This is a genomic window from Xanthomarina sp., assembly GCF_035306705.1.
Taxonomy (GTDB): domain Bacteria; phylum Bacteroidota; class Bacteroidia; order Flavobacteriales; family Flavobacteriaceae; genus Xanthomarina.
In genome coordinates, this window is sequence record NZ_DATGNO010000159.1 from 1 (window position 1) to 13,491 (window position 13,491).

Annotated in this window: 15 protein-coding genes; 1 reads left to right on the forward strand and 14 read right to left on the reverse strand. The window is 36.3% G+C overall.

Features of this window, described 5'->3' with window-relative positions; translation table 11 throughout:
- Positions 1–406 precede the first annotated feature (406 nt).
- The 8 genes from VKY47_RS12870 to VKY47_RS12905 all read right to left on the reverse strand — a co-directional run bounded on the left by VKY47_RS12870 (position 407) and on the right by VKY47_RS12905 (position 7,331).
- Positions 407–1,291 (reverse strand): pirin family protein, encoded by an 885-nt coding sequence (locus VKY47_RS12870; RefSeq protein ID WP_324313217.1) that lies wholly within the window; start codon positions 1,289–1,291, stop codon positions 407–409.
- Between the two features lie 180 nt (positions 1,292–1,471).
- A complete protein-coding gene (locus tag VKY47_RS12875) occupies positions 1,472–2,746 on the reverse strand; it encodes an L-lactate MFS transporter (protein ID WP_324313218.1) in 1,275 nt (424 codons plus the stop codon).
- A 134-nt stretch (positions 2,747–2,880) separates the two neighbouring features.
- Complete coding sequence (locus VKY47_RS12880) at positions 2,881–3,504, reverse strand: trimeric intracellular cation channel family protein (RefSeq protein WP_324313219.1); 624 nt, start codon at positions 3,502–3,504, stop codon at positions 2,881–2,883.
- A 222-nt stretch (positions 3,505–3,726) separates the two neighbouring features.
- Positions 3,727–4,032, reverse strand: coding sequence for a ribosome hibernation-promoting factor, HPF/YfiA family (hpf, locus tag VKY47_RS12885; protein WP_324313220.1), 306 nt, complete (start codon positions 4,030–4,032; stop codon positions 3,727–3,729).
- Positions 4,033–4,066: 34 nt separating this feature from the next.
- A complete protein-coding gene (locus VKY47_RS12890; protein WP_324313221.1) occupies positions 4,067–5,128 on the reverse strand; it encodes a 2,3-butanediol dehydrogenase in 1,062 nt (353 codons plus the stop codon).
- 90 nt (positions 5,129–5,218) lie between these two features.
- Positions 5,219–6,130, reverse strand: a complete 912-nt coding sequence (locus VKY47_RS12895; protein WP_324313222.1) for a DUF5996 family protein — start codon at positions 6,128–6,130, stop codon at positions 5,219–5,221.
- 51 nt (positions 6,131–6,181) lie between these two features.
- Positions 6,182–6,385: a (4Fe-4S)-binding protein gene (locus tag VKY47_RS12900; RefSeq protein WP_324313223.1), complete on the reverse strand. Its 204-nt coding sequence runs from the start codon at positions 6,383–6,385 to the stop codon at positions 6,182–6,184.
- 19 nt (positions 6,386–6,404) lie between these two features.
- Positions 6,405–7,331 carry a ClpXP adapter SpxH family protein gene (locus tag VKY47_RS12905; protein WP_324313224.1) on the reverse strand — a complete coding sequence of 309 codons (927 nt, stop codon included), beginning with the start codon at positions 7,329–7,331 and terminating at the stop codon, positions 6,405–6,407.
- 216 nt (positions 7,332–7,547) lie between these two features.
- Between VKY47_RS12905 and VKY47_RS12910 the strand changes: the two genes are divergently transcribed.
- Positions 7,548–7,904 carry a winged helix-turn-helix transcriptional regulator gene (locus VKY47_RS12910; RefSeq protein WP_324313225.1) on the forward strand — a complete coding sequence of 119 codons (357 nt, stop codon included), beginning with the start codon at positions 7,548–7,550 and terminating at the stop codon, positions 7,902–7,904.
- Between the two features lie 111 nt (positions 7,905–8,015).
- Here VKY47_RS12910 and VKY47_RS12915 read toward each other — a convergent pair whose 3' ends face one another.
- The 6 genes from VKY47_RS12915 to VKY47_RS12940 all read right to left on the reverse strand — a co-directional run bounded on the left by VKY47_RS12915 (position 8,016) and on the right by VKY47_RS12940 (position 12,896).
- Positions 8,016–8,765 (reverse strand): SDR family NAD(P)-dependent oxidoreductase, encoded by a 750-nt coding sequence (locus VKY47_RS12915; protein WP_324313226.1) that lies wholly within the window; start codon positions 8,763–8,765, stop codon positions 8,016–8,018.
- Positions 8,766–8,776: 11 nt separating this feature from the next.
- Positions 8,777–9,160: a nuclear transport factor 2 family protein gene (locus VKY47_RS12920; protein ID WP_324313227.1), complete on the reverse strand. Its 384-nt coding sequence runs from the start codon at positions 9,158–9,160 to the stop codon at positions 8,777–8,779.
- A gap of 3 nt (positions 9,161–9,163) precedes the next feature.
- Positions 9,164–9,733 carry a YceI family protein gene (locus VKY47_RS12925; RefSeq protein ID WP_324313228.1) on the reverse strand — a complete coding sequence of 190 codons (570 nt, stop codon included), beginning with the start codon at positions 9,731–9,733 and terminating at the stop codon, positions 9,164–9,166.
- Positions 9,734–9,847: 114 nt separating this feature from the next.
- Entirely contained in the window at positions 9,848–10,402 is a 555-nt protein-coding gene (locus tag VKY47_RS12930; protein WP_324313229.1) for an NADPH-dependent FMN reductase, read from the reverse strand.
- 463 nt (positions 10,403–10,865) lie between these two features.
- Positions 10,866–11,333, reverse strand: coding sequence for a DIP1984 family protein (locus VKY47_RS12935; protein WP_324313230.1), 468 nt, complete (start codon positions 11,331–11,333; stop codon positions 10,866–10,868).
- 27 nt (positions 11,334–11,360) lie between these two features.
- Entirely contained in the window at positions 11,361–12,896 is a 1,536-nt protein-coding gene (locus VKY47_RS12940; protein ID WP_324313231.1) for a catalase, read from the reverse strand.
- Positions 12,897–13,491 lie beyond the last annotated feature (595 nt).

Sequence of the window (13,491 nt, forward strand, 5' to 3'; positions counted from 1 at the left end):
ACCAAGGTCAATTTCTTCTTCACATTTTGGTAAGTTAGTTCCTATATGTGTGATTTTTCCATTCTCAACTATCATTTCGGTTGCGGTATCGTTGCGATAAATTTTCGCATTAAAGAACTTTTTTTTCATTATAGATTTATTTTATATTAATACTAGATATTACATTTTAGGTAGCTATTCGTGTTCCTAATGCAAGATTAACTTCAATTAGTAAACTTTGGACAGCTTCTGATAAGTTAGTACTTAAATTTTGATATTCTCCTGATATCGGTCAGTTTACCAGTAATTCCTAAAAGAAACTAACGTCATCGATAGCTTGAAACAGGATAGAAATAATAGATTTCCATCCTGTTTTATTTAATGACTATCCAGTGTTAAATAGTACACTAAAATAGCTTTCTATTTTCTATTTTCTATTGAATGTTGGATAAGGAATGTATTCAATTTCATCCCCTTCAATTTTATCGAATGATTGTGAGATCCATTTCTGTTTGGCTTCTTCAATGCGTTCTTTGCTTGATGAAACAAAGTTCCAATCAATAAATCGCTCTTCGGGAAAAGGCTCCCCACCAAAAATATAAATGGTACTGTTTTCTTGAATTGTAAATTCGCAAAGTGTGCTGTCTTTGGCCACTAATAATTGTTTGGGATCATAAACATTCCCATCACTTTCAATGGCGCCATGAAGAATATACAAGCCAGATTCTCCATAAAGCTCGTCACCAATATTAACAGTCTGTCTTGTTTTGCTTTTTATTTCAAGCATAAAGAGTTTACTAAATACTGGAACGGGTGATTTTCTGCCAAAGGCTTCACCTGCCACGAGTTTAAATTGCAGGTCTCCTTCTGTCCAACTTGGAATTTCTTTCTCCTCAATATGAGAAAACTGTGGTTCCATTAGCTCCAAATCCTTTGGCAACGCCACCCAAATTTGCAAACCGTGCATATATAATTGGGAATGCCGTAAATATTCGGGAGTGCGTTCAGAATGAACAATTCCTTTTCCTGCGGTCATCCAGTTGACTGCACCTGGCTTTATTTCCACTTCGTTTCCGAGAGTGTCGCGGTGCATAATGCTACCCTCAAATAGAAAAGTTAGGGTTGAAAGTCCAATATGTGGATGAGGTAGTACATCAAAATTCTCTCGCTCACTTAATTTAACAGGACCCATATGATCTATGTAAATAAATGGTCCAACCATTCTTTTTTGACGGAACGGCAATAAACGCCCCACCATAAATTTCCCGATGTTGGCGGCTCTTTCTTCTATTATTAGTTTGATGTTTGACATAATGAAAATCTATTAAAAGTTATTTTTTTATATTGAAATCGTAAGTGCTTACTGTGAGATCATTTATTGATAAAGATAATCTTGTTAGTGTTTTGATTTACTCTGGATTTGTTTTCTCGAATATACAATTATCAATTGAAAATTTATTCAGAATATATGTCAACAAAACAAATATACTTTTCATTCGGTAATAGATTTATTAGAAAGCGTTAGGCTTACCAATAAACCAATGCTCAATAGAATGGTGCCGGCCATATAGGTTCTGGGACCAATCATCTCTGGGGAATTTGCATAAAAATCACGAATAAAAGCCGCAAGCTGCGGACCAACAATACCGCCTATGGACCATGCTGTAAGAATAACACCGTAAATAATAGGCATCAACTTTGCATGAAAAACATCTAATATATAAGATGGCATGGCTCCAAAACCACCACCGTAACAGAGCAGTACGTAGCATACCAAAACACCAAAAATCCATGGGTTGCTGGTAAACATCATAAGGATAAAAACCAAGATCTGAGAACTCAAAATCAATCGAAATACCTGAATTCGACCAATTTTATCCGATATCCCGCCCCATAAGAAACGTCCAACGCCATTAAATAATGAACTGATGGCAATTAGACTGCCACCAGCCACTGCTAGGGCTTCGGTGCTCATGGTGGCATCTTGTATTCTAAGTAAATCCTGAATCATGGGCGACTGCAAGCCAATAAACATGATTCCTGCCGAAATATTAAGGAAGAAAATAAGCCACATGCCCAAGAACTTTGTGGAGAGCAGACTTTTTTTGACCGTTAAACGATCTTCGTGACCTTGTGTAGTGATATTTTTTACTGGAGGGGAATAGCCTTCTGGAACAAATCCTACCGGTGGATTTTTCATGCTTAAGCCAGCGGGAATACCAATGGCCATTAGCGCTATAGCGATGTAGAAAAACACCAGAACCATATTGCCATCAGTAAAGTTTATCAATAGGGGTGCAATAAGCTTTGACATTGCCAGCGCACCCAAGCCAAAACCCATAACAACCATTCCGGTGATAAATCCTTTTTTGTCGGGGAACCATTTTGAGGCGGTTGCCACCGGAGCGACATAGCCTAATCCCAAACCGATTCCGCCTATTATTCCAAACCCTATATAAAAAAGAGATAAACTATTAATATACATGGCGTATGCACTAATCAAATAACCTATACCATAAAGCAACGCTCCAATGGATGCTAACTTGCGAGGACCATATTTTGGAAGTATCATCCCCCCAACAGCAGCGGATAAACCAAGAAAAAGAATGGCCAAACTAAAGATCCACATGGTTTGGACATTGCTCCACCCATACTCAGCCATGATTGGCTTTTGGAAAAAACTCCATGCATAAACGGTTCCCAACACGAGCTGAAGAAGCGTTCCCATAATTGCGATAAACCACCGACTTGTATTTGCTTTATTCATGAGATCAAGGACTTATTTCTACAATTAGTTTTAGGTTTCAATCTGCATGAATGTGCTATGTTGGCGGCTCTTTTTTCTATTATTAGTTTGATATTTAATATAATGGATTTTTTAATAGTATGGTGAATTAATGTTTAAGATGATGGTTTTACTGGCTTCCAAATTACAGGTAATTGCCAATGATATCTCACCGATAATAATCGGAATAAAACTATAGTTACAAGACAAATAACTTCAACTGGCATTTTGGGTACCCCTATCTTTAATAAAAGGAAAAAAATAACGCCTCCTAAAATACATGTTGTTGCATAAATTTCTTTTTGAAAAATAAGTGGAATGTTGCTTAAGGAAATATCTCTAATAACGCCACCAAAACATGCTGTAATTGTGCCCAATGCAATACAAGCTGCAGGATGTAAATCAAGGTCAATCCCTACTTGAATCCCAACTACGGTAAAGAACCCGAGTCCTATGGAATCGAAAAACAACAAAACGTTGTGATAGTTTTTTATCACCGTTGTAAATAATAAGCCTGCTATGGTGCTGAGCAGTACAATTATTGCTGAACTTGGGTCAAATATCCATTTAACGGGTAATTCGCCAATTAAAATATCGCGCAAAGTACCTCCGCCTAAAGCGGTTATAAAAGCAATTATGAAAATCCCGAAAACATCCAGTTTTTTTTCCATTGCGGCAAATGTACCAGCAATACTAAAAGCTGCAGTACCTACAATTTCAATAAGTTTCAGAGATTCCATTACTCAGTTAGTTTTTGAGTTAAGCAGAACAATATACGGATTTGCTAATACATCAAAACTTTTCCGCTCACTTAATTTAACTGTATCCAAATAGTCTATATAAATGAAAGATTCTACCATTTTTTTTTGAAAGAGCAGAAAAAAACGACGCCATCATAAATTTATCTATGATGGCGGGCCTTTTTTATATTGTCAGTTTGATGAAAACTGTAAAAATTTAATTTATCGTTTTTCCAACTGTCGTTGTAATTTACTTTCTACAGATGTCAGCAATGCATGGAAATCATCTCCATATTCTGAAGCGAATGGGTCATTACCCGGAATGCCTAGACGGATGCTAACCTGCTTTTGTAGTGTCTTTTTATCTTTTTTATCTTCTAAATAGACATCTGCCCATTCAATTCTGTCGTAATGCCTACTAAGACGGGTAATACATTTACGGATGGTATCCTTAACATCGTCTCCGATAGTGATATCTACCGCTTCAACATTAATTTTTATTCCTGTAATATCTTCGTTGTATTTCATTGTTTTATTTTTTAAATGTATTTTAGTTTAATTATTAGCGATTGATATCAACCAGTATTTTTACTTCTGAAGGGTCTTTGGTTAATGCTTCAAAGCCTTTTTCTACGATTTCGTCCAGAGATATTACGCTCGTGATTAGTTTTTCCACAGGCAATCTTCCGCTATTGATTAAAGCGATAACCTCAGGGAAAATGTTTCGATATCCAATGATTCCTTTTATTGTTAACTCTCGCATGGCTTGGTCTAATGCATCATGCTCTACTTTATTCATAAAAAGAGCAACCAAAACTGCCGTTCCACCATTACGAAGGCTGTTAATACCTGTGTCAAAAGAAGCCTGAACGCCTGCAGCATCAATAAATACATCAACTCCATTACCTGTTATCTTCTTTATTTTTTCAGGAATATCTTTGTCTTTTGCATTAAACGTGTGGGTCGCTCCAATTTCTTTTGCTTTTTTTAATCTATTCTCTGAGATGTCTGTAATAAAAATCTGGGAAGCTCCAGAAGCTAGCGCAACTTGAGCCGTAAGCAAACCAATAGGGCCAGCTCCACCTATCAATACAGTGTCTCCCATTTTCATGCCACTTTGTTGTAAACCGTATGCAGCAACAGCCGCAGGCTCCACAATAGCACCTTGTTCAAAAGTCATGGTATCTGGCATTTTATGCACCATATAATCTTCAACTATGGCGTATTTGGCAAATCCGCCGTTGGATGTTAAGCCTACAAACCCAAGAGGTTCTGAAAGATTATATTCTCCCGATACTATAAAAGGACTCTCTGGATTTCTAAAAATTGGCTCTACCGTTACGCGATCTCCTTTTTTAATGTTTTTTACGTTTTTCCCAACTTCTTCAACCACACCAGAAAATTCGTGTCCAAGGGTTGTAGTTCCTTGGTGCCCGTTAAGTATGTATGGTTTATCTACTGGAATTAGTTGTGGACCGTTAGAGTATTCGTGCAAATCTGACCCACAGATACCAGTGAATTTTACTGCAATTTTTACTTGATTGTCGTTAGGAGAGGGAACTGATGTTTCTTCTACTCTTATATCTTTCGCTGCGTACCAGCGAGCTGCTTTCATCGTCTTCATAATTTTATTTTAAAAGGTTTATAAATAGCGGAATGTTAGTTTGTTATTGTAGACTTCATCCTACATTAAGATAGGTAATAAAATCGACATCTAAAAAGAATCGACCGTTAAAGCTTCTATATCCCAACCAGCTAATTTTGCTCCAGCCTGATAACTACTTTCCAGGAAATCTAAAATCAGTTGTTTAGGATTTTCACTCGTTCTTATGTCTTTATATAGCAATAAAGCCATTGGACTGCCATTGGCATCTACCCATTTAGCATTTTTAGGAAGTAGCGGTTCTTTATCTATGTTTTCTGGAGAAGGGTAGGTATAGGAATAAAATGCTGGTTCCTTAATATTGTCATCTCCAAACCAAAATCCAAAACTTATCATTTCATGTGAATAGGCCTCCAGTTCCACTTGAGATGTTGTGTCCATCTTTGGACCTCTTTTGCCTGAAAATCGGGAAACCACCAAATCGAAGTGATGCCAATAAATATGTGCTGGACAAGTTTTGCTATAAGACCTGCCACTAAATTCTTTTAAGACCATATCCACTTGAACTAGAATATTCCAAGCTTTTTGGACGGCTTCCTTGTCATAGGAATTATGCATAGTGGACTGGTTAAACGGAATTTTATCAGACATGTCAAATGGTTCTGCTATAATGTCAAATTTTATAGTTAGGTCTTCAAGTATATTATTTAATTTTCTATAAAAATCTGCTACTGAAAGTCCATCTTTCAAAGCAAAAGAACGATGCGCTCCTTTACTTGTAAAAACGTTTAGATTGTGATTAATGAAATCAAAGGACACCTCAAAAGTAAAATCTTTGTTAGGTATGGCACCTGTGGCAATTCCACTACTAGTTACAAATAAAGTAACGTGCCACCAGTGATTACCTTTAGGCATTAAAGACAAGCGTAGTTTACCCACTATTTGTAAATAACGATGAAGTGTTTCCTTGGTTTTTATCCACTCAATTAATGGAAGATCCGGAAATAAGGATTGATTGCTCATAGTTTTATCTTTTTTCTTTTATTCATTACTACCATCTTATTCGAGTGTGTATTATTTAATACGCAATGCGCCTGAAGGACATTTTGAAACCTGATCAATAAGTTCTTCCGTAGTTGCATTGTTAGGTTTTATCCAAGGTCTGTCTTTTGGATTGTAAACCTTGGGCAATGTTTTTACACATATTCCGGAATGAATACATTTTTTAGGTGTCCATAAAATGGTTATTTCTCCGTTTGAATATTCGTTTGTTTCCATAATTGAATCTTTTGGTATTTTATTTCACAACCTTCCACATAGAACCATTTTTGGTAGTATGTTTCTCTAAATTTCCTTTTGAAACGAGTTCATTTAATACTTTTTCACTTTCGTTTCTTGGGGTTCCTGAAAGTTCAGAATACTCTTTAGCGGTAAGTGTAGGGTATATTGAAAAGAGGGTTTCCCAGTTTTTACTGTATTCACTTTTTGGAGCATTCGGATTCAGTTTTAGAATGGCCATTTCGTAAAAAGCATAAGGTCTGGTACCATAAACGATTTCCTTATTTCCTGCATCATCTACCACGAAAATAGTTGGAAATCCTCTTACGCCCAGTTCTCTTCCTAGCTTTAAATCCTCTTCAAACAATTGTTTTGCCTTACCTTCAAAATCGGTTTTTAATTGGGCAACATTAAGGCCAGCAGTTTCAGCTGCAGTAGCTAAATGCTCCCATTTAGCGATATTTTTCTTGTGAAGAAAAACCATTTCTTTCATCTCACGAAGAAATAACAATGCTTTTTCGTTGTCTTGCATTTGTGCAGCCTTAAATGCGATGGATGGGGGATAAGAGGAGTCTAAAGGATCTTCTAACCAAAGATCTCCATCAATAGGCATATCGTAGTGAACGCTCACTTCATCCCAATGTGAAGCTACGTCTGAAGGTTTGCCAATGCCGCCACTGTTGTAATTCCAATCAGGTAATAAGCCGCCCATTCTATATTCTACCTCAACAGCATCGCCATATTCCAATTTTAGTTTACGCAATTGCGGTTCTATGCCCCAACACGACGAGCAAATAGGGTCTGTGTAGTAAATTAGCTTTACAGATTTCTTAGTTGATTGCACATTGTTGTTGGTTGCAGTATCAGTTGCTTCACTCGTTGTTTCACACATGCCGGTTTCTATGTCGCATAAAAGCGGATTGGTTTTTATTGTTTCGTTGTTCATAATTTATGTTTTTATTATATAATAGTTTCTTTCAATTTCTACCAACTTAGTTTCCAATTTAATTCATTTGTAAACTCTTATCTGTTGATTATTACAAAGATACGAAAAATAAGTGTATATTTGATACTTATTTCCTTTTAGGAAGTACTTTCCAAAAGGAAACTACCTAGTAGACTTTTGACATTAATTTAGGATGTTATATAAAAAATGAAAACAATGAAAAAGAAAGCAGTAATAAACGATACTCCAGTTTGTCAAGTTAGAATGCAAGCTATCAGCGATACCATGAGTATTTTATCTGGAAAATGGAAATTCCATATCCTGGGAACGCTTATAGAAGGTACCAAATTGGGATTTATGGACCTGTTAAGAGAAATTGACGGCATTGGCAGTAAAATGCTTTCCAAAGAACTTCAAGACTTAGAGATGAATCATTTAATTAGTCGAACAGTAATGGATACAAAACCCATCACTGTTGAATATGCGATTACTGAATACGGTGCAACGCTTTCACCATTAATTAATGAATTGGCCCAGTGGGGGATTGACTATCGGAATTCGATTCACCGCTAGAAATAGGATTGAACATTACTACTTTAACGAACCAAGTTTTTCTTGTGGATATAGATGTTAGAAGTCATGCTAATCACCACTAACAACTATATTATCTATTAGTTCAAAATGTTACTGCGCTAAATATCCACCATCTGCAGGGTAATATGAACCCGTAACAAACGATGATTTTGAAGAAGCAAGCCATAGTATTAATTCTGCTATTTCTTCTGATTCTCCTAACCTTCCGATAGGGTGTAAACTTACTAGCCCTTGCATTGTTTCGTCGTCAAGAGTGTTCGTTAACAACGGAGTTTTGACATAGCCTGGTCCGATAGAATTTATGCGAATATTTTGGTCTGCATACTCCAATGCTGCTGCTTTTGTTAAGCCTACCACACCGTGTTTTGCTGCCACATAGGCTGGCGACCCTTTTGTACCCGCTTGTCCCAGAATAGAGGCTACGTTAACGATAGACCCGCCTTTCTTCAGCATGGCTGGAATCTGGTAACGGAGTCCATAAAACACACCTGATAAGTTGATATCAATTACCTTTTGCCAGCCATCTAATGGGTATTCACCAGTCATGGCAATTGGGCCTCCAATACCGGCATTGTTTACCGCTATGTCCAATGCACCATATTTCTTCAAAGTATCGTCAACAAGGGATTGATGACCTTCAGCTTTAGAGGAATCGGATAGAATAAAGAATGCCTCTCCTCCTGCTTTAACTATTTCGTTTACAACTGATTTTCCATTTTTTTCATCGATGTCTGAAACGACAACTTTTGCACCTTCTTTTGCAAATAAGATTGCTGCTGCGCGTCCGATGCCAGAACCTGCGCCCGTAATAATGGCTACTTTATTTTCTAAAACTTTCATTTTTATATAATTTAATTGTTTACTTCTTCCGAAGTTGCAAACTCCTCCATTTTTGTGATCAAATCGTTTTCAACGGTATAAATCTGAACCCATTTTTGTTTCAGTTCCCTTCCTGAACGTTTCACACGTTGATGTTCTTGACCTAAAACAACCACCATATTTCCATCAAGTATATATTGCTGGATATCAAACGTGATCATTTCGGTTCTTTCAAAAATGTTGGTAAAGAATTTTCTTACGCCTTCCTTCTTTTCAAATTTTCCTTTAGGAATAATATGTGTGCCATGATATTCCCATTTGGTATCTTCCGAAACGGTTTCAACTAATTTCTCCACATCCCCACTACTAAATGCGGAGAACATTTTTTCTACTACTGATTTTGCTGGGTTTTTCATGTTTTATTGTTTTGTAAACTGTAAGTGAACAACGATGTTTACGTCTTTTCCAACTCCAGCAGCGGCTGGGTCAAAATTAATATTATAATCAAATCTATTGATGGTTGTTTCGGCCTTCATACCTAATTTTTCACCTTGTTGACTCTTGGCTGTTCCACCGTAGTTCACATTAAAAACCACGTCTTTTGTAACATCTTTTATAGTTAATTTACCGTATAATAAATATTCGTTAGGTTTAGTTGTAGCTGACATTTTAGTACTTTTAAAAGTCATTTCAGGGTATTTTTCTACTCCAAAAAAATCATCACTTCTCAAGTGATTATCTCGATCTTCCACATTCGTATTGATGCTTTTTACTTGAATTGTGAAATCGAAATTGGCATCGTTAAGTGCTTCTCCATTGGTAGTTAAGTTTCCTGTGTAATCCAGAAATTTTCCATTTACAATACTAATTCCAGAATGTGATATATTGAAATTTAACGAAGAGTGGTAAGGATCTACCTTCCATTGTGTTTGTGCAAATGAGCTTACCGTAAGAAATAGTACGGCAACTAATGACATAAAATTTTTCATTGATTTTTAATTTTTTAATGTTAATAATGAATTTAATAGTTCAATAGAATACGCAGATAGATATCGCCTTTAAACTGGGATATTGGTGTTGCCTATAATATTTAAAATAGACGATTACTTCACATGTGTATTTACCCATGTTTCAAAGGCTCCTAAGAAGTTTTTTAGAAAGTCTTTGGTAGAGTCGTTTGTTAGCTTTCCGTTAGCATCAAAAAGGTCGGCAGCTCCACCAATGTAAGCCTCTGGCTGTGCCATAGTAGGTACATTTACAAAAGTTAGCGACTGTCTTAAATGATGGTTGGCCCCAAAACCGCTGATGGCACCAATAGAGACACTAACAATAGCTGCTGGTTTTCCGTTCCAAGAATTTTTTCCATATGGGCGGGAACCAACGTCAATAGCATTTTTTAAAACACCTGGTACTGAGCGATTGTATTCAGGGGTTAGAAATAAAATTCCATCGACCGCACTAATTTTTTCCTTTAATGCTACCCATTCTTTTGGGGGATTTGCTTCCAGGTCTTCATTAAACATTGGAAGGCCAGCTATGTTTAATAGTTCCATAGATAAAGATTCTGGAGCCATTGCTATTAATGCTTTAGCTGTTTTTAGATTAAAGGATTCTTTACGAAGACTTCCTACGATAACTGCAATTTTGTGTTTTTTCATATGTACTTGATTTTGAATTTATTTTATTGAAATTTGAACTAGTTCCTGTTCTAATTTTAAAAGTAGATTTTTGAAATATTAATAATGCTATTTACGTGAGTAAAGCATAGAGCCACGTGTTTCTTCGTTTGGGTCGAAACAGATTGTTAGATCTGATATATATTACGCCTACTTTTTAAGATGCAATTAATATACGATTATTTAATCGCTATTGCAATGGTTTGAAGGTATATAACGAATTGCGCTTCACTTAAACCTATAAGAATAATAAAAAGAATGATCGGTCAGTACCTGGTAGTAAATTTTACACTGTACACTTGTAATTTGTAAGCAGTAATGGGTCCTAAACAATACGTTTTTGCCGCAACCCAAGCAGCTCTGTTTGGTAGAGTTTTCAATTTGCCCCGAAAACCCACACCAAAAAAAGGGGCTGGTACTCGCCCCGATCATTCCGCCTTGCGGCTTAATCTTTTAACATGGTAAGCCAATTAATTTCTTGGATCTTACTGTCAATTTCTCTAAATGCTCTTCCTGTTTGGTCCATTTCAATTTGTAACTTTTTAATATCAATGGTTGTTTTCAGGTCTGTTTCACCGCTATTGTTTATTTGAGCAGCGTATCTAATATTTCTCAATTTTTCCGAAAGCATTTTTAAGGAATCCCTTTTTGCAAGTGCTTCCATTAGCATTCCTTCTCCTTCCAAAGAAGTTTCATTATTGGTTTTATTTATTCTAACGATAATTGATTCTAAATCTTCTATTGCTTTTCTTAATTGAGCCAATAATTTATTAGGATCCTCTTGTGGAAGCTTATCATCTGAAACAATTAAAACGGGTCTGATTCTGTTTTGAAGATGTTCTATTTTCTTCAATAAATCTGCTCTTAACAATAACCCTTCTGCAAGCTTCATTTTTTTATTTTCTTCTGACATGTATTCGTTTAAAAAAGTTGCTATTTATTACCTCGGACATTTAGATATTGGATTGCCATCTGGTCTTGGCGCCCATTTATCATAAGGTGTCATGTCGAAGCTATTGACTTCGTCCATTGATAGACCCAACGCTTTTGCAACACCTTGTCCATATTCTGGGTCGGCTTTGAAACAGTTTCTGATATGGCGAATCTGAATGAATTTTTCTGCACCACCCACTTGAGCCGCTGTATTATTGAATAATAAGTTTTCTTTTCCATCTGCTTTAATGATGCGGAACAAATCGCCAGGCTGAGTGAAGTAATCTTCATCATCGTCCCTGAAATTGTGGGCATAAGCATCACCATGTAATTCTAAAGGTGGTTCTTGTGTTTCTGGTTGTTCCTGCCATAAGCCATAGCTGTTAGGATTATAATGTTTGGTGCCACCATAGTTGCCATCTACACGCATCGCTCCATCTCTATGGTTTGTGTTATATGGACAAGTAGGTTTGTTTACAGGAATTTGATAATGATTAACACCCAATCTATAACGTTGTGCATCTCCATAAGAGAACAATCGCCCTTGAAGCATTTTATCTGGAGAAAATCCAATTCCGGGAACAATATTCAATGGATTGAAAGCCGCTTGCTCCACATCCTGGAAGTAGTTTTCTGGGTTTCTGTTTAGTTCAAACTCTCCAACAGGAATAAGTGGAAAATCTTTTTTAGACCAAACCTTGGTTAAATCGAAAGGGTGGAAGCGGTATGTTTTTGCCTGTTCTTCAGTCATAATCTGAATAAACATTTTCCATTTTGGGAAATCTTTTCCTTCAATAGCATCAAAAAGATCTCTCTGTGATGATTCCCTGTCCATGCCAACTATTTTAGCTGCTTCTTCATCGGATAGGTTTTCGATACCTTGTTGACTTACAAAATGAAACTTTACCCAATGTCTTATATTCTCTTTGTTGATAAAACTAAAGGTGTGACTTCCAAATCCATGCATATGTCGGTAGCCTTTTGGAATGCCACGATCACTCATTGTAATGGTAACTTGGTGTAAGGATTCAGGAAGCAATGTCCAGAAGTCCCAATTGTTATTGGCACTTCTTAAGTTAGTTTTAGGGTCGCGTTTTACGGCACGATTCAAATCTGGAAATTTCATCGGATCGCGAAAGAAAAATACCGGTGTATTATTTCCAACTAAATCCCAGATACCTTCATCGGTATAAAATTTCAGAGCAAAACCTCTAATATCTCTTTCGGTATCAGCGGCGCCTCTTTCTCCAGCAACGGTGGAAAATCGACTAAACATCTCTGTCTTTTTTCCCACTTTACTAAAAATATTGGCCTTGGTGTATTTAGAAATATCGTGAGTAACCGTAAAAGTCCCAAAAGCTCCTGAGCCTTTTGCATGCATTCTTCTTTCAGGAATGACTTCTCTGTCAAAGTTTGCCATTTTTTCAAGAAACCAAGCATCCTGCATTAACATCGGTCCACGTGGACCTGCAGTTTGTACGTTCTGATTATCCGAAACTGGTGCTCCGGTCTGTCTTGTAAGTTTAGGGTTTTTATCTTCCATTGGTTTTCGTTTTTAAATTAGTTATTCAGCGATTCAAGTTACAATATTTTTGCTACATGTGCGAGGACTTTAAAAGCATTTAACAGCAGTTTAACCGTAAGCAACAATTAGATTTTATCTTAATAGTGAAGGAAATGTTATCATTCGAAAAAAAAGAAAGCATTTGCCAGTTCTCATGTTTTACCTAAACATTTGTGATAAAATGTACTAATCTTCATGGAACTATCTCTGCTTTTATTTGGGAAGCCAATGGAACAATTTATTTGCTATGCGAAATGTAATTCATGCTAAAAATGAAACGCTTAATAATTTGCTATAAACTAATGCCGTGTGGAATTCATAACATCGAATTTATATTGAATGCTTAAATTAACGTTACAATTTTAGAATGGATTTTTGTTAACGAGCGATTATTTACTAAAAATAACTTGATGGAGTCTTGGGTTGATAATTCAAAATAACATATAGAAACTAATGTAAATAAACCTGATTGGGGTGAAGTTTAGAATTCCCTTTGAACAACACGTTTAGGCTGTAAGTTTTCGTTTATGATAATCTCGAAATCTAGAACTCCTATAACCAACTCTTCTTCGGT